At 73.3% G+C, this 16,531-nt stretch carries 17 protein-coding genes and 1 pseudogene; 11 read left to right on the forward strand and 7 right to left on the reverse strand.

The annotated features are described in order from the left end of the window. Positions 1-198 precede the first annotated feature (198 nt). Positions 199-1,305, forward strand: a complete 1,107-nt coding sequence (locus LQ327_RS06695) for an AI-2E family transporter (RefSeq protein WP_230730728.1) — start codon at positions 199-201, stop codon at positions 1,303-1,305. A gap of 62 nt (positions 1,306-1,367) precedes the next feature. After that, positions 1,368-3,002 (forward strand): SDR family oxidoreductase, encoded by a 1,635-nt coding sequence (locus tag LQ327_RS06700; protein WP_230730729.1) that lies wholly within the window; start codon positions 1,368-1,370, stop codon positions 3,000-3,002. A gap of 41 nt (positions 3,003-3,043) precedes the next feature. On the opposite strand, the gene LQ327_RS06705 is transcribed toward LQ327_RS06700, so the two are convergent. Both LQ327_RS06705 and LQ327_RS06710 read right to left on the reverse strand, forming a co-directional pair. Further along, on the reverse strand, positions 3,044-3,907 hold the full coding sequence (locus tag LQ327_RS06705) for an aldo/keto reductase (protein WP_230730730.1): 864 nt from the start codon (positions 3,905-3,907) through the stop codon (positions 3,044-3,046). Positions 3,908-4,064: 157 nt separating this feature from the next. Beyond that, a complete protein-coding gene (locus tag LQ327_RS06710) occupies positions 4,065-5,504 on the reverse strand; it encodes an MFS transporter (protein ID WP_308286261.1) in 1,440 nt (479 codons plus the stop codon). Positions 5,505-5,626: 122 nt separating this feature from the next. Between LQ327_RS06710 and LQ327_RS06715 the strand changes: the two genes are divergently transcribed. The 6 genes from LQ327_RS06715 to LQ327_RS06740 all read left to right on the forward strand — a co-directional run bounded on the left by LQ327_RS06715 (position 5,627) and on the right by LQ327_RS06740 (position 10,977). Continuing rightward, entirely contained in the window at positions 5,627-6,880 is a 1,254-nt protein-coding gene (locus LQ327_RS06715; RefSeq protein WP_230730731.1) for an MFS transporter, read from the forward strand. A gap of 10 nt (positions 6,881-6,890) precedes the next feature. Further along, on the forward strand, positions 6,891-7,244 hold the full coding sequence (gene cutA / locus LQ327_RS06720) for a divalent-cation tolerance protein CutA (protein ID WP_230730732.1): 354 nt from the start codon (positions 6,891-6,893) through the stop codon (positions 7,242-7,244). Positions 7,245-7,255: 11 nt separating this feature from the next. Further along, positions 7,256-8,509: an MFS transporter gene (locus LQ327_RS06725; protein ID WP_230730733.1), complete on the forward strand. Its 1,254-nt coding sequence runs from the start codon at positions 7,256-7,258 to the stop codon at positions 8,507-8,509. A 61-nt stretch (positions 8,510-8,570) separates the two neighbouring features. After that, a complete protein-coding gene (locus tag LQ327_RS06730; RefSeq protein WP_230730734.1) occupies positions 8,571-9,593 on the forward strand; it encodes a sigma-70 family RNA polymerase sigma factor in 1,023 nt (340 codons plus the stop codon). 71 nt (positions 9,594-9,664) lie between these two features. Then, entirely contained in the window at positions 9,665-10,510 is an 846-nt protein-coding gene (locus tag LQ327_RS06735) for an SAM-dependent methyltransferase (protein ID WP_230730735.1), read from the forward strand. 59 nt (positions 10,511-10,569) lie between these two features. Beyond that, positions 10,570-10,977: an NUDIX domain-containing protein gene (locus tag LQ327_RS06740; RefSeq protein WP_308286288.1), complete on the forward strand. Its 408-nt coding sequence runs from the start codon at positions 10,570-10,572 to the stop codon at positions 10,975-10,977. Positions 10,978-10,988: 11 nt separating this feature from the next. Here the strand turns inward: LQ327_RS06740 and LQ327_RS06745 are convergent, their stop codons facing one another. After that, the gene (locus LQ327_RS06745) at positions 10,989-11,321 is read right to left on the reverse strand and encodes a GYD domain-containing protein (protein ID WP_230730736.1); all 333 of its coding nucleotides are present in this window, start codon (positions 11,319-11,321) and stop codon (positions 10,989-10,991) included. A 371-nt stretch (positions 11,322-11,692) separates the two neighbouring features. On the opposite strand from LQ327_RS06745, the gene trpS reads away from it, so the two are divergent. After that, positions 11,693-12,877 carry a tryptophan--tRNA ligase gene (trpS, locus tag LQ327_RS06750; RefSeq protein WP_230730737.1) on the forward strand — a complete coding sequence of 395 codons (1,185 nt, stop codon included), beginning with the start codon at positions 11,693-11,695 and terminating at the stop codon, positions 12,875-12,877. Here the strand turns inward: trpS and LQ327_RS34610 are convergent. The 3 genes and pseudogenes from LQ327_RS34610 to LQ327_RS06765 all read right to left on the reverse strand — a co-directional run. Beyond that, a pseudogene (locus LQ327_RS34610) lies at positions 12,820-13,104 on the reverse strand (hypothetical protein); the annotation flags it as partial. The gene trpS and the pseudogene LQ327_RS34610 sit on opposite strands and share 58 nt — an antisense overlap. 27 nt (positions 13,105-13,131) lie before the next feature. Further along, on the reverse strand, positions 13,132-13,869 hold the full coding sequence (locus LQ327_RS06760) for a ribonuclease FAU-1 family protein (protein ID WP_230730738.1): 738 nt from the start codon (positions 13,867-13,869) through the stop codon (positions 13,132-13,134). Between the two features lie 9 nt (positions 13,870-13,878). Further along, the gene (locus tag LQ327_RS06765) at positions 13,879-14,289 is read right to left on the reverse strand and encodes a hypothetical protein (RefSeq protein ID WP_230730739.1); all 411 of its coding nucleotides are present in this window, start codon (positions 14,287-14,289) and stop codon (positions 13,879-13,881) included. Between the two features lie 345 nt (positions 14,290-14,634). Between LQ327_RS06765 and LQ327_RS06770 the strand changes: the two genes are divergently transcribed. Beyond that, positions 14,635-15,048 (forward strand): DUF4333 domain-containing protein, encoded by a 414-nt coding sequence (locus tag LQ327_RS06770; RefSeq protein ID WP_230730740.1) that lies wholly within the window; start codon positions 14,635-14,637, stop codon positions 15,046-15,048. A gap of 25 nt (positions 15,049-15,073) precedes the next feature. Then, entirely contained in the window at positions 15,074-15,850 is a 777-nt protein-coding gene (locus LQ327_RS06775) for a hypothetical protein (RefSeq protein ID WP_230730741.1), read from the forward strand. Between the two features lie 13 nt (positions 15,851-15,863). Here LQ327_RS06775 and LQ327_RS06780 read toward each other — a convergent pair whose 3' ends face one another. Next, positions 15,864-16,520, reverse strand: a complete 657-nt coding sequence (locus LQ327_RS06780; protein WP_230730742.1) for an alpha/beta hydrolase — start codon at positions 16,518-16,520, stop codon at positions 15,864-15,866. Positions 16,521-16,531: the final 11 nt, after the last annotated feature.

Genomic DNA, 16,531 nt, shown 5'->3' on the forward strand with positions numbered 1-16,531 from the left:
GGGCGTTCTCGGCAGATGCCCGATCTCACCGTCCGTCACATCGACCCGCTCGACAGGGGCACCCGGGTGAGTCGTCCGGATCCGCGACGCGCGTACGGCCGGTCGCCCACCGGATCGAGTGGATGCGCACGGTGGTGGCACACCCCGTCGAGCGATCGGCGGCGGCCACCCGGGCGCCGCGCCCTCTACGGTGCCGGGGTGCAGACGCCGACCGCGCGACGGCCCGGGCCGGTGGTCGTCGGGACGCGGGCGATCCGCCTGCTGGCCGTCGTCGCGGTGGCGGCCGGGACGGCCGCGCTGCTCGCCCGCCTCGCGCTCGTCGTCGTGCCGGTCGCGGTGGCGATCGTGCTGGCCGGCCTGCTCACGCCCCCGGTGCGCCTGCTCGTCCGTCACCGGGTGCCCCGCCCGCTCGCGGCCGGTCTGGTGCTCGTGGCCGCGCTCGCGGGACTCGCCGGGCTCGCGACGGTGCTCGCCGGGGCCGTCGGCGACTCCCTGCCCGCCCTCGTCGCCGAGCTGAGCCGGGGCCTGGCCGCCGTCGTGGACGCCGCGTCGGGCGTCGACACCGCGACGGGCGGTCTCCCGGCCCGCGCCGTCACGACCACGCTGGTCACACTCGCCCGGGACGGACTCGCGGTGCTCGCCGGAGACCCGCAGGCGGTCACCGCCGCCCTCGGCGCCGGCCTCGTCCCCACCCTGCTCGGGCTCGTGGTGACGGTCGCGGTCGTCGTCTTCGCGGCGCTGCTGACCGTCTTCGTGCTCGCGGTCCTGCTGAACGAGGGGCCCCGGGTCTGGTGGTTCCTGCTGCGCGCCGTGCCGGCGGAGCGTCGTCCGGCCGTCGCCGAGCGGGGCGCGCGGGCGTTCGCCGCGCTCGTGGCCCACCTGCGGGGCGTCCTGGTGGTGGCGTTCCTCGGCGCGGTCGGCAGCGGCGTCGTGCTCGGGGCGCTGGGCAGCCCGCTCGCCGGACCGGTGGCGGCGACGGTGCTGCTGGGCGGGTTCGTGCCGGTGGTCGGGCCGCTGGTGGCGGGCGCGGCGACGGTGCTGGTCGCTCTCGCGACGGCGGGTCCGGTCGGGGCCGGGGTCACGGCCGCCGTCGGGATCGGGCTCTCGCTCCTGGGGCACCGGGTGGTCGTGCCCCGCGTGCTCGGCGGTCGTGCCCCGGCGGGGGCGCGACCGAACCCCGTGGCCGTCGTCCTCGCCGTGGCGGCCGGGATCGTCCTGGCCGGGGCGATCGGGGCGCTGCTCGCCGTGCCCGCGCTCGTGGTGCTCACCGCACTGCGCGTCGGGCCCCCGGACGACGCCGGGTAGTCCCCGCCGCGCCGTAGTCCCTCCCCACTGCGCCGCCGACCGCGAGCGGCGACGATGCCCGGGTGCGATGCGTGGTCACCGGTGCGACCGGCTACATCGGCGGGCGACTCGCCCCGCGGCTCGTGGCCGAGGGCCACACGGTGCGGTGCGTGGTGCGCACCCCCGCGAAGATGAAGGACATCCCGTGGGCGCAGCAGGACGGGGTCGAGACCGTCCGGGGCGACGTGCTCGACCCGGACGCGATGCGGGACGCCTGCGAGGGCGCCGACGTCCTCTACTACCTCGTCCACTCGCTGTCCGAGTCCGGGTTCGCCGAGGTCGACCGGCACGCCGCGCTCATCACCGCCGAGGCCGCCCGGAAGGCCGGGGTGGGCCGCGTCGTCTACCTGGGCGGCATCCACCCGGAGGGCGTCGAGCTCTCCGAGCACCTCTCGTCGCGGACCGAGGTCGGCGAGATCTTCCTGCGCTCCGGGGTCCCGACGGCCGTGCTGCAGGCCGCCGTGATCCTCGGCTCGGGCTCGGCGAGCTTCGAGATGCTGCGCTACCTCACCGAGCGGTTGCCGGTGATGCTGACGCCGTCGTGGGTGCACCACCGCGTCCAGCCGATCGCCATCCGCGACGTGCTGCACTACCTGACCCAGGTGGTCCATCTCCCGGCCGACGTGAACCGGACCTTCGACATCGGCGGGCCCGACGTCCTGACCTACCTGCAGATGATGGAGGGGTTCGCCCAGGTCGAGGGGCTGCCGCGGCGCACGATGCTGCCCGTCCCGGTGCTGACGCCGCGCCTGTCGTCGCACTGGGTCAACCTCGTGACGCCGGTCCCGCGGTCGACGGCGGTCCCGCTGATCGACTCGCTGGTCCACGAGGTGGTGGCCGCCGAGTCGGACATCGACTCCTACGTCGACCCGCCCGCCGCGGGCCTGACCGGCTTCCGTACCGCGGTCGACCTGGCGCTCACCCGGATCCGCGAGGGTCAGGTGGAGACCCGGTGGTCGGGGGCCAACGCGCGCTACGCCCCGTCGGAGCCGATGCCGTCCGACCTGCTGCCCTCCGACCCGGACTGGGCGGGCGGCACCGTCTACACCGACGTGCGGGAGCGCGGGTGCGCGGCGCCCGCCGAGTCGCTGTGGCACGTCGTCGTCGGGATCGGCGGGGAGCGCGGCTGGTACTCGTTCCCGCTCGGCTGGCGGGTCCGCGGGATCCTGGACCGCCTGGTCGGCGGGGTGGGTCTGCGCCGCGGCCGGCGCGACGCGAACGCCCTGCAGGTCGGCGACGCGCTCGACTGGTGGCGCGTGGAGGAGCAGGTCGAGGGCACCGCCGCCGCGCCCGACTCGGTCCCGGACCTCGAGGAGGGTGAGTACCTGCTGCGCCTGCGCGCGGAGATGAAGGCGCCCGGGCTCGCGTGGCTGGAGCTGCGGGTCGCCCCGCGCGGGAACGGCTCGCTCTACCGGCAGCGGGCCGTCTTCCTACCGCGCGGGCTCGCCGGGCATGCCTACTGGTGGGCGATCGCCCCGTTCCACGTCCTGGTGTTCGGGGACATGGAGCGGCGGATCGTCGCGGCGGCCGAACTCGAGGAGGGGAGCGGCCCGCTGGCCGTTCCCGACGACGGGCGCGGCCCGGTGGCCGCATGGCGCCGGCACCGTCGGGACCGGGCCGTGCGGGATGCGGCGAAGGCGAGGCCTGCGGCCATGTGAACGCTCTTGGTCGTCCCAGCGACCAAAAGCGTTCACATGCGCTATGCGCTCGCGTCCAGCCGGTGGACGATCGGCCGGGGCAGCTCGATGGTCGCCGCGGCGCAGTTCTCCTCGAGGTGCTCGAGCGACGACGTGCCGGGGATCGGCACCATCACCGAGCTGCGCTGCAGGAGCCACGCGAGGGCGACCTGCGCCGGCGTGACGCCGAGCTCGACGGCCGCGTCGTGGGCGGCGTTGCCCTCCTGGGCGAGGTTGCCGGCGTCGGCGGGCGCCCACGGGATGAACGCGATGCCGTGCTCGGTGCAGTGCCGCAGCTCGGCGTCCGACGACCGGTCGACGAGGTTGTAGCGGTTCTGCACCGAGGCGACGTCGACGATGTGGCTCGCGGCCTCGATCTGCTCGACGGAGACCTGGGACAGGCCGACGTGGCGCACCTTGCCCTCACGCTGCAGGTCGGCGAGCAGACCGAACTGCTCGTCGGCCGCGACGTGCGGGTCGACACGGTGCAGCTGGAACAGGTCGATGGTCTCCACGCCGAGGCGGCGCAGGCTCATCTCGCACTCCTGGCGCAGGTACTCGGGGCGCCCGCAGGGGATCCAGCGGTTCGGTCCGGTGCGCAGCAGGCCGGCCTTCGTCGCGACCGTGACCCCCCGGTACGGGTAGAGGGCCTCGCGGACGAGCTCCTCGCTCACGTAGGGGCCGTACGAGTCCGCGGTGTCCACGAAGTCGACGCCGAGGTCCGTCGCGCGGCGCAGGACCGCCACCGCGTTCTCCGCGTCCTTCGGTGGCCCCCAGATGCCCTCCCCGGTCAACCGCATCGCGCCGTAGCCGAGCCGGCGGACCGGCAACTCGCCCCCGAGCTCGAACGTTCCTGCGGCAGCCGCCGCAGACTCCGTCGTCGTCACGTGGCATCTCCTTCCCCGCTTACGCGAAGCCTCCACCCTGGCATTTCCGGTAGGTCTGGGCCCTGCCCAGTGGCCGAGGTCCCACGGCAGGTCTCGTGACAAGATTCACCCCGCCGCTGCCACTGAAGTGACACCTCACCGTGTCAGTTCCCGCAGGTCACAGGCGTGCCGGCGTCGCCTCCTCGGCGAACAGATCGGACACCCGGTCCGCCGTCGCCCGGGCGCGGGCAGTGGTGGCCAGGACGCCGATCACCCCGATGAGCAGCGTCGCCGCCGCGACCACCCACCACGCCGTCGAGATGCCGGTCTCGATGACGGCCGCGCCGGCGACGATCGTGCCGCTCACGGCCACCCCGAGGGACTGGCCGATCTGGCGGCTCGTCGAGGCGACCGCGGCGGCCACCCCGGCCTGGCTGCGGGGCATGCCGCTGACCGCGGTGTTGGTGATCGGCGGGTTCACCAGGCCGAAGCCGACCCCGTAGACGCCGTAGGCGACCAGCAGCACCCACAACGGCGTCGTGGGACCGCTCAGCGCGATGACGACCGCGACCGCCGTCGTCGTGACCCCCGCGACGACGAGCGACGGGCGCGGCCCCCGGGAGGCGACCAGTCGGCCGGACAGCGGCGCGCAGATCGTCGCGGTGACCGCCGCGGGCAGCAGCGCCAGCCCGGCGTGCAGAGCGGAGAGGCCGCGGACGTCCTGCAGGTAGAGCGTCGAGAGGAAGAGGAACGAGCCGAACGCCGCGAAGGCGCAGACCGCCACGACCGTCGCCGACGAGAACGGCACGCTGGAGAAGAACCGCAGCTCGATCAGCGGCTCGCGCCGGCGGCGCTCCCACACCAGCAGCGCGACCAGCGAGACGAGGGCCAGCCCGCCGAGCCCGACGATGAGCGGCGAGCCCCAGCCGAGTCGGGTCCCCTCGATCACGCCGGTCACCACCGAGGCGAGCAGGACGACGACGAGCACCTGACCGACCGGGTCGGGACGGCGGGCGTGCGGCGCCCGGGACTCCGGGACGTACCGCGCGGTCGCCGCGATGGCGACCAGGACCACCGGGACGTTCACCCAGAAGATCGCGCGCCAGCCCACGGTCTCGGTGAGCACGCCGCCGAGGACCGGTCCGAGCCCGAGCGAGATGCCGACCACCGAGCCCCAGATGCCGATCGCGCGCGCCCGCTCCCGGGGGTCGGTGAAGACGTTGGTGACGATCGACATCGCGACCGGGTTGAGCATCGTCCCGCCGAGACCCTGGACCGCCCGCGCGCCGATGAGCCAACCGATCGAGGGCGCCAGGCTGCACAGCAACGAGCCCAGACCGAACAGCGCGAGCCCGACCTGGAAGGTCCGATTGCGGCCGACCCGGTCACCCGTCGCGCCGGCCAGCATGAGGAAGCAGGCGAGCACCAGGGTGTAGGCGTCGACGGTCCACTGCAGGCTGGTGATCGACGCCCCGAGGTCGGTCCGGATCACCGGCAGCGCGACGTTGACGATGGTGTTGTCCATCGAGACGACGAGCAGGCTCGTGCAACAGATCAGGAGCACGAGGATCCGGCGGCGCAGGGTCGACGTGTCCTGCCGGTCCAGGTCGTTGCGCACGCTCACGAGCGTAGGCCGCCAGGCACGGCCGCTGGGTGTGAGACGGAGCGAACCCGGACGCTGCGTGACCAACCGGACGTCCGGCGTGACGATGGTGCTTGCACGGCCTAAATTCCTCCGGCATGGCGGCTCCCGGACTGTTCGAGCAGGCACGCGGGCTGACCCGCGAGCAGCGCAACGCCTTCCTGGCCGCGTGGCTCGGCTGGGCGATGGACGCGTTCGACTACTTCCTCGTCGTCTTCGTGGTCTCCGACATCGCCAAGGAGTTCGGGGAGTCCACGACGACGGTGGCGTTCCTGGCCACGGCCACGCTCATCGCGCGGCCGATCGGTGCGCTCGGGTTCGGGATCTGGGCCGACAAGAAGGGCCGCCGCATCCCGCTGATGGTCGACGTCCTCTTCTACTCGGCGATGGAGGTGCTCTCCGGCTTCGCGCCGACGTTCACGGTCCTGATCGTCCTGCGCTTCCTGTTCGGCCTCGGCATGGGCGGCGAGTGGGGCCTGGGCGCCTCGCTGGCCCTGGAGAAGATCCCGCCGGAGAAGCGGGGCTTCTGGTCCGGGCTGCTGCAGCAGGGCTACCCGGTGGGCTACCTGCTCGCGACGCTCGCCAACTTCGCGGTCACCCCGTACCTCGGCTGGCGCTGGCTGTTCGTGCTCGGCGCGATCCCCGCGCTCATCGCGTTCCTCATCCGCACCCGGGTCGGCGAGTCCGAGGCGTGGGAGCGGACCCAGGAACGGGTCCAGCTCACGCAGGTCGGTCCGGGCCAGGTCTTCCTGCAGCCGAAGGTGCTCCGGCGGTTCCTCTACCTGATCGTGCTCATGACGCTGTTCAACTTCATGAGCCACGGGACCCAGGACTACGTGCCGACGTTCCTCAAGCAGGACTTCCACGCCGGCACGGGCACCGTCACGCTGATCGCGATCATCTACAACGTCGGCGCCATCCTCGGTGGGGCCTACTTCGGAGCGCTCTCGGAACGGGTCGGCCGCCGGCGGACGGCCGCGTTCTGCGCGATCCTCGGCATCCCGGTGGCATTCCTGTTCGCCTACTCGACGGTGCTGGGGCTGGTCACGCTCGGCGCGTTCCTGCTGCAGATCGTGGTGCAGGGCGGCTGGGGCGTCGTGCCCGCGCACCTCACCGAGCTCTCCCCCGACGAGGTCCGCGGCTTCTACCCCGGCGTGACCTACCAGCTCGGCAACGCGTTCGCGGCGTTCGTGCTGCCGATCCAGACCTCGCTCGCGGACAGCCACGGCGGCTCGTTCGCGCTCGCGGCCGTGATCGTCCCGGTCCTGATCCTCACCGCGGTCGTGCTCCTGATCGGCCCGGAGGCCAAGGGCAAGGTGTTCGGGGCGCGCGAGGAGCAGACCGTCCGGTAGGACTCCGGTGGTGACCGCTTCTCCCGGAACCGACACCGTCGTCGTCGTCACCACCACCGACTCCGACGCCGAGGCCGAGCGCCTCGCCCGCGGCCTGGTCGACGCACACCTGGCCGCGTGCGTCCAGATCGTCGGCCCGGTCCGCAGCGCCTTCCGGTGGGAGGGCGCGGTGTCGGTCGAGACCGAGTGGCAGCTGGTGGCGAAGACGGCCGCCGACCGGGTCGACGACCTCACCGCCTGGATCGCCGCCGAGCACTCCTACGACGTGCCCGAGGTGATCGCGCTGCCCGTCGTGGGCGGCCATGCGCCGTACCTGGGGTGGGTGATCGAGGAGACGCAGCGCGAGGGGGCCCCGGACGCTTAGCCTGGACAACGATGTCCGTATCGACGAGTGCCGTCGCCACCGGCCTGCAGCGCGGGGACCCGGGGTTCCGGCGGATCTCGGTCGGGCTCTTCTTCGCCGGGTTCACGACGTTCGCGCTGCTCTACGCGACCCAGCCGCTGCTGCCGACCCTCGTCGACGTGTTCGGAGTGTCGCCGGGCGCGGCGTCGCTGTCGGTCTCGGTGACGACCGGCGGCCTCGCGATCGCGATCATCCCGGCGTCGGCGGTGTCCGAGCGGTGGGGCCGGCGGCCGGTGATGCTGTGGTCGCTGCTGGGCGCGGTGGTGTTCGGGCTGGCTGCGGCCGTGGCGCCGTCGTTCGGGCTGCTGCTGGTGCTGCGGGCACTCGAGGGGGTCGCGCTCGCCGGGCTGCCCGCCGTCGGCATGGCCTACCTCGCGGACGAGATCGACGCGGGCCACCTCGGCGGGGCGATGGGGCTCTACATCGCGGGCAACTCGGTCGGCGGGTTCGGCGGGCGGATCGTGGTCAGCGCGATCGGGGACCTGTCCGGCTCCTGGCGGGCCGCCCTCGGCGGGATCGCCGTGGTCTCGGGGCTCTGCCTGGTCGTGTTCTGGCTGGTGCTGCCGGCGTCCCGGCGGTTCACCCCGAGCCCGGTGGCGGTGCGGGAGCTGGCCGGCGAGGTGGTGAGCCACCTGCGCGACCCGGTGCTGCGGCGGCTGTTCGCGATCGGCCTGCTGCTGATGGGCACGTTCGTGTGCGCCTACAACTTCGTGGCGTTCCGGCTGCTCGGCCCGCCGTTCTCGCTGCCGGACCTGATCGTCGGGTTCGTCTTCGTGCTCTACGCCGCCGGGACCGTCACCTCGACCGCCGCGGGCCGGCTCTCGGCACGGTGGGGGACCCGCACGACGGTGCTGGTCGCGGCCGGGGTGGCCGCGCTCGGAGCGGTCGCCATGCTCGCGCCGGTGCTGGCGCTGGTGATCGGCGGGCTCGCGCTGCTGACGGTGGGGTTCTTCGCCGGGCATGCGGTGGCGTCGGCGGCGGTCGGGCGGCGGGCGACGCACGGGCGCGCGGTGGCGTCGGGGATGTACCTGTTCAGCTACTACGTGGGCTCGTCGGTCGGCGGCACGCTCGGCGGGGTGGTGTTCGGGGCGGCGGGCTGGTCGGCGACGGTGGGCTTCCTCGTCGCGCTGCTCGCGCTGGCCGCCGTCGTCGTGGCGGGGCTGCGCGGAGCCGCTGCGCGAGGGGAGCCCGCCGTTTCCGAGCGAAGGGCACCTTCGCTCGAATAGAGCGGCGAGGGGCGCCCTTCGCCGGAACCTCTCGAGCGCCCGATGCGGCAGACTCCACGGCATGGACGGCGCGTCGACCCTCACGGACGACGACCTCACGGCTGCCCGCGCCGGGGACGACGCGGCGTTCGAACGGCTCGTCGCACCGCTGCGCCGGGAACTGCACGCGCACTGCTACCGGATGCTCGGCTCCACCCACGACGCTGACGACGCGCTGCAGGACGCCCTGCTGCGGGCCTGGCGCGGGATCGCCCGGTTCGAGGGGCGCAGCACGGTGCGGTCGTGGCTCTACACCGTCGCGACCCGGACCTGCCTGGACCTCGTCGAGGCTCGGCGCAGGCGGGCACTGCCGATGGACCTCGGGCCGTCGTCGTCGGAGCCGGTGCTCGACGACGCCCCCGCCGGCGAGATGGCCTGGCTGACCCCCTACCCGGACACCGCGCTCGCCGTCGAACAGCGCGAGTCGGTCGAGCTCGCGTTCGTCGCCGCACTCCAGCACCTGCCCGGCAACCAGCGCGCGGCGCTGCTGCTCTTCGAGGTGCTCAGCTACTCGGCGGCCGAGATCGCCGCGATGATGGAGACCTCGACGGCCTCGGTGAACTCCGCGCTCCAGCGGGCCCGGCGCATCGTCGCCGAGCGCGTCCCCCCGGTGTCCCAGCAGCGCACGCTGGCGGACCTCGACGACGCCCGGCTGCGTGCCGTCGTCGACGGGTACGCGCGGGCGCTCGAGCGACGCGACGCCGAGGGGCTGGTCTCGCTGCTCACCGACGACGTCACGTGGTCCATGCCCCCGCTGCCGAGCTGGTACTCCGGGCGCGAGGCGGTCATGGCGTTCGCCCGCGCGGTGCCGCTCGGGGACTGCGGCGAGTGGCGGACCGTGACCACCCGGGCCAACGGACAACCCGCCGTCGCGCTCTACCTCGACGGACCCGCGACCCACCGGGACCACGACGACGGCGGCCGCTTCCGCGCCTGGTCGTTGACGGTGCTGACCCTGCGGGACGGCGCCATCTCGGAACTCACGTCGTTCATCGGACCCGAGGTCTTCCGCGCGCACGGACTGCCATCGGCGCTCGCGGAGTGACCACCCGTCCTCCCGACGCGGGCTCGACGTCGGAGATCCCAGACTGGACGGCACCGAGGAGAGGGGCGTCGATGGGATCCGACGACGAGGCCGCGCGACCCCGCGTCGGCACCAACCTGGCCAGCATGCTGACGCTGTCCGAGGTGGGGATCGACTTCGACCGGGCCAACGCCGCCCGGATCTACGACTACTTCCTCGGCGGAGCCCACAACTTCGCCAGCGACCGCGCCCAGGCCGCCCGGATCGTGGCCGCGAACCCCGACATGCCGCGCGTCTGCCGGGTCAACCGCGACTACCTGGGACGGGTCGTCCGCTGGTGTGTCGAGGCGGGCATCGACCAGTTCCTCGATCTCGGCTCCGGGGTGCCCACCGTCGGGAACGTCCACGAGATCGCGCTGCGCCTCGCCCCGGGCGCCCGGATCGCCTACGTCGACTTCGAACCGGTGGCCGTCCAGCACGCCCGGGAGATCACCGAGGGGCTCGACGGCGTCTCGGTCACGCAGGCCGACCTCCGCCAGCCCGAGGAGGTCCTGCGCGCGCCGACCGTCGCGGGCCTGCTCGACTTCACCCGGCCCGTCGCGGTCCTGGCCATCGCCGTCCTGCACTTCATCGACGACGACGTCCCGGCGATCTTCGGCCGGTACCGCGAGGCGCTGAGCCCCGGTAGCGTCCTGGCGATCAACCACGGCAGCTCCGACCAGGACGACCCCGTGCTCGCCGAGGCGGTCCGCAACATCGAGCGCGGCTACCGCGGCAGCGCGACCCCGGTCGTCCTGCGCGACCGCCGCCAGATCCGCGACCTGCTCACCGGCTTCGAGCTCGTGCCGCCCGGCCTCGTCGACCCGGTGCACTGGCCCGCGGCCGACCCCGAGGTCGAGCCGATCGGCGCCTACGCCGGCATCGGGCGCCTGCCCTGAGCCCCGACGTCAGCTGGACGCCCCCGGACGGTGGGCTGTTCTCGCTGCGGGTCGGGGCGATCCTCGTCCGCCACGGGCGCGTCCTGCTCACCCGGACCGACGGCGAGGAGCACTGGTTCCTGCCGGGGGGTCGCGTGAAGCTGGGCGAGCCCGCGGTCGTGGCGCTGCGCCGGGAGATGCACGAGGAGCTCGGCATCACGGTGGAGGACGTCCGGATCCGGATCGTCGCGGAGAACTTCTTCGCCCGGCCCGACGGATCGGTCGTCCACGAGCTCGGGCTCTACGGCGAGTGCGCGGCGGACGGGCTTCCCGACGACGGCGAGTTCGTCGGACCGGAGGGCCCGGGCTCGGTCTTCCGGTGGGCGTCCGCCGGGGAGCTGGCCGGGCTCGACGTGCGGCCGCGGCCGGTCGCCGACCTGCTCCTCGCGTTGCCCGACCACCCGGTACACCTGCAGTTGGGTCGCTGATCCCGGTCGGTTCAGGCACCCGGCCGTTGGTAGGTGCCGCGAGCATTCCCCGCCACGCGCAGGACGCCCGGCAGATCCACGGCGTCGATCAGCTGAGTGGTCTGCACCGAGTCGAATGCACCGGTGCTGTTGACGGCGAGGGCCAGCGCGGCCGCGGTACCCGTGTCAGGGACGGAGAAGAGAACGAATCCGTCCTTCTCTCCCATCATGAAGTACAGGGAGTCCAACTTGCCCCCCACCCCTTCGACCGCCGCGGACACGGCCGACGTGCGGTCCTCGGGTTTCGCCATCATCTTCGCCCACGTCTCGGGGCTGTACGAGAAGAACATCGCGAATTTCTGCATGAATCCTCCAGGGTCTCGGTTCGCCGAGTGTGGCCACGGCTCGCACACCAGTCAGTAGGTGAACGGCGGCGGTAGATGCCGGCCGACTCGACTCTCCGGCCCAGCGATCCGTCACGAATTCCCCCGCGACGGGGAATCAGCTCGTCCGGTCATTCGGCTCACGAGCCCGGGCTCGCCGTCCGGCTCGTTCCGGCTGGTCACCGGGCGGGTCCCGGTGGGACAGTCGCCCCGTGTCCCGTTGCACGCAGTCCTGGTGGTGGTCGCCTTCCCGGCGACCGTGACTGCTGCCCGCATCCGGCCGCCTCACGGCGGCCGGCGCGACGACTCCTGACGCGCACGCGTGAGGTGGCCTCTCCCGAGAGGAACCCCTCATGACGAACGTCCCGTCGTCCGATCCCTCGCTCGAGGCCCGCATCGCCGCGGACCCGCACCGGTTCCGTGTGCTGACCGGTGACCGCCCGACCGGAGCCCTGCACCTCGGGCACTACTTCGGCACCCTCGCCAACCGGGTCCGGCTGCAGGACCACGGCGTCCAGACCTACCTCGTCGTCGCCGACTACCAGGTCATCACCGACCGCGACCTCGCCGGCGACCTGCCCGGCAACGTCCACGAGATGCTGCTCGACCAACTGGCCGCCGGGATCGACCCGGAGCGGGCGACGATCTTCACCCACAGTGCGGTCCCGGCCCTCAACCAGCTGCTGCTCCCGCTGCTGTCGCTGATCTCGGTCGCCGAGCTGCAGCGCAATCCCACGGTGAAGGCCGAGGCCGCGGCGAGCGGCACCCGGGCGATGAGCGGGCTGCTGCTGACCTATCCGGTGCACCAGGCCGCCGACATCCTGTTCTGCTCGGCCCATGTGGTGCCGGTCGGCCGCGACCAGCTCGCGCACCTCGAGGTCGCCCGAACCCTCGCCCGACGGTTCAACGACCGCTACGGCCGCGTCTTCACGGTCCCCGACCCCCTCGTCGGGGACGCCCCGGTCCTGCTCGGGATCGACGGCACGAAGATGAGCAAGAGCCGCGGGAACGCCATCGAGCTGCGGGCCACCGCGGACCGGACGGCTGCCCTCATCCGTCGGGCGAGGACGGACGGCGTCCGACGCGTCACCTACGAGCCCGCGACCCGCCCCGAGGTCGCCAACCTGCTCGAGCTGGCCGGGCTCTGCCTCGGCGAGGAGCCCGAGGACCTGGCGGACCGCATCGGGGACCGGGGCGCGGCCGGGCTCAAGGCGCTGGTCACCGATGCGGTCAACGACCACTTCGCCCCCTTGCGACGACGTCGGGCCGAGCTGGCGGCCGACGCCGCCGCCGGCGGGCTGGACGAGATCCTCGCCCGCGGGAACGACCACGCCACCCTGATCGCCGAGGCGAAGCTCGACGAGGTCCGCGCCGCCATGAACATGAGCTACCGCCGGTCGGCCCCGGCTCAGAAGGCGGAGTGCTCCACCTCGGAGAGCGCGAAGAAGTCGCGGATCAGGCCGACCGCACGGTCCGCGTCGAACGCCGTGCACGTGAAGACCACGACGGCGAGGAAGCGGCGCTCGGACCACACGTAGAGCGAGATGCCGGAGTCGATCAGCGGGACGAACGCGTCGTAGCCCTCGTTGTCCGCGCGTCCCGCGCCGCCGGGGGCGTGGACGGTGGCCTCGCCGTAGGTCCGCAGCTCGAGGACCGCGGGCAGGTCTCGCAGGAAGTCCCGCACCACCGACTCGTCGACGTCCCGGGTGTAGAAGCCCTCCACCAGCAGCCGTTGGCGGGTGATGTCCGGGGCGAGGTCGCGCACGCCGGCACGGTAGCCGCGCAGGTCGGGTCAGAGCACCCGGTTCGGGTGGGCGGCGAGCGCCGCGCCCACGGCGCGTTCGACGAGCACGGGGAGGAACTCGGTGATCGTGGCGTCCCGGAAGCGCTCGGCGGTCCGCGCGACCAGCCGGCGGATGACCGCCGCGCGGGCGGGGTCGTCGTCGGCACCGTGGCGGTCCAGCAACCGGGCGTTCACCGCGGCGAGGGCCGCGGCCGGCAGCGGGGTCAGCCGGCCGGGCCCGACGGTGGCGAACGGCTCGTGCCCGTCGCTGACCGCCCGGTGGAGCCAGTCGGCGGTCGTCCACGCCTGTTCGACCACCTCCGGCGGATATCCCATGCTCACCCGCCGGGACTCGAACTGGTCCTGGTCGATGAGCGCGACCCGACGGTCGCGGTAGCGGACCACGTCGAGGTCGAGGTCGACCGCCCACAGCCCGCCGGTCGCGGTGGTCAGTACCGGCGTGGTGACGTCGCAGTAGAGCGCGAACTCGCCGTCGAGGGCCCAGCGGGCGATCCATGAGCCCGTCCGGGGCACCAGCAGGAGCTGATCGCGGCGGGGTCGTTGCGGCGGCCCGCTGCGGCGGGTCATCACGTGCCCGGCCGGCCACCGGTACCAGCGCCCGAAACGGTCGGTGTCCAGCGTCAGCAGCGGGATGGTCTTGCTGGTCGTGCCGTCCCACTTGTCCAACCGCAGCTCACAGCGCCCCGGTTCCCGGCTGTCGGGTTCGCGGGTGACGGGCTCGGCCACGACGTGCCCTCACCGCTGCGGCGGCAGGGCCGGCATGACGGGCCTGGTCATCCACGCCAGTCCGGCGACGGCGGCGATCACGGGCGCCTCGACGGCACCCATCAGCGCCAGGACGCCGAGCCCGCCGTAGGCCACCACCTCGTGGGGCGACACCGACCAGATCCCGTCCGTGGACGCGCGCACGAAGCCCTCCGCCCGCAGCCCGACCGCGCGTCGGAGCCCGGACAGCTCGGCCTCCACCCGGTCCGGAACCAGCCACGCCCAGGTTCCCGAGCCGCCGCCGACCGGGCGGTGATCGGTCCCGGCGCGACCGCCCGGAGCGTCGTCGTCGGGTGCCCCGCCACCGGGTCCCACCAGCACCGGCGAGGTGACCGTCTCCACGACCCGTAGCTGCCTGGTTCGCCGCTGCCTGTCCGTCATGGTCCGCTCCTCGCCGCCCTGAGCCCCAACGGCCGGGGCGCGGGCCGCGCATTCGCCCGACTCGACCGTCCGGATGGCCACGGAACGATACCGCCGTCCGCCGGACGAAGGCACCCTCCGACAGGACGGCAGCCCGTCCGACATGGTGTCAGAGCTGCTTGGCGAGGAACTGCTCGCTGTGACGGTCCGGATACCGGTCGAGCTCGCTCTGGAGGATCCCGCACCCGACTGTCGCGGCCGTGACACAACGACAGTCACGACGGGCGCAGACCCGGGGGCCGTCGCGGAGCACTCTTCATCCCATCGACGCCGACCACGACGTCGCCCCAGATGAAGGAGCCCGCCATGTCCGTCCCCACCGTTCCCTCGGTTCCCTCCTCCACCCCCGCTCCCGCCGGGCTCACGGCGCCGTTCGACGGCCGGCAGATCGATCCCCGGACCCAGGTGCCGGGCCCCCGACGGCGACGGACCGGGGTGGTGCTGACGGTCGTGCTGTCGGTGGCCACCCTGATCGCCGCGGTCGTCGTCGCCGCCCTCGCCTTCCTCGGGGGGACGACGAGCGTGCCGGCCGCGAGCGTCGGCGAGCAGCTCAGCCGGCAGTTCGGCGCCCCGGTCAGCTGCACCGAGGACCTGCCCGCGAAGGTCGGCGCCACCACGATGTGCACCGGCACCGACGACCAGGGCGTCCACCACGTGCTCGTCACGGCCACCTCGGTCGACGGGTCGCAGGTGGGCTTCACCGGCACCGTCCAGGACTGAGCTCCGGCACCGCGGGAGAGACGTCATGCGTCCCGGCCGGATGTTCTGGGCCGTCCTCGTCAACGGACTCTGGGCCGTGCTCATCGCGGGCTCGGCCGGCGCGGCGATCACCGCGTCCGGCCGACCCGACGCCCCGATCCGGGTGGGCCTCTCCCTGGGATGGGTCCTGATCGGGCTCGCCCTGCTGGCGGTCACCCTGCCGTTCCTCACCGGGGCCCTGCGGTGGCAGCGCACGGCGGCGACGTGGCTGGCGGACCCGTTCCCGACGGCGCCGGCGTCCTTCTTCTCCGTGGAGGAGGCGGCGGACGGATCGGCGTCGGTGTGGTGCGACGGCCGGCACATGGTCACCGCGGTCCCGCTCGACCGCCGTCGACTCGGGGACTGCGTGATCCGGGCAGACGGTCGCGACCTGCACGTCGATCGGGCACCCACGGGTGAGCTGGCGGTCCTCGACGGGGACGCCGTCGTCGGCGAGCTGCACCAGGTGGGACGGATCGCGCCCTACCTCGTGCTCATCGTCGGCGAGTCACGGCTCCTCTCCCCGCCGTCGATCGCGCGTACTCAGTGGGACTGCCTCGACCGCTCGGGGCAGGTCCGCACCGTGGACTTCTCGGAGGTCCCGGTGATCGCGGACAGTGGCGACCGTCGCTCGGTCCTGCGTACCGAGCTCCCAGGTGGTGACGACCCGCAGGCCTGGGCGTGCCTGCTCTGGATCGCCATGCGCTGTCGGTCGATCTCCATCGAGCGCGCCCGGTCCCGGACGTCGGACGGCTACATCCCCATGGTGGTGTCGTCGTCCTGACGTCGTGCGACGGTCATTGCTCGAAGGCCCACGTCACCATCAGCGGGAACTCCTGTCGCCAGAACCCGTCGCCGTGGGATCCGACCCGCTCGGTCATGACGACGTCGGCGCCTGCTCCGCGCAGCGCGTCGGCCCATCTCGTCGCGTTGTCGAGGAAGAACGGTTCCTGCGTCCCGGCGACGAGGTAGGCGCGGGGGAGCGGCCCGGGCATCGCGGCCGGCGGGCGGTAGCCCGCTCCGGGCGAGGCGCACAGGACCGTGCCGTAGACGTCGGGATGCCGGAGCCCGGCCGCGAGGGCGAACTCGCCGCCCGCCGACGCCCCGAACACCGCGGTGCGCGCCGCGGGCAGGGCCACGCCGAATCGCGACCTCACCCACCGGCGGACCTCATCGACGAAGAACGTCTCGTGTGCCGCGAACCGGTCCGGGTCGAAGCCGGGCGAGTACTCGTGGAGCCGCATCGTCTCGTCGGCCGTCCGGTGAACCCCGACGATCATCGTGGACGCCATGCCGGCTGCCTCGAGATCGCCGCCCCACGGCGAGATCTCCTGGCCGTCGGCCGCGAACACGACCGCCACTGGTGGCTCGGGAGGCACGTAGACCGTGACCTGGCGTCCGCCGTCGTAACCGAACGTCCCGGTCAGGAGCTCGCCCGAGATCCCCCCGCCCACCGGTCGATCAT

Source organism: Actinomycetospora endophytica (genome assembly GCF_021026375.1).
GTDB classification, from domain to species: Bacteria; Actinomycetota; Actinomycetes; order Mycobacteriales; family Pseudonocardiaceae; genus Actinomycetospora; species Actinomycetospora endophytica.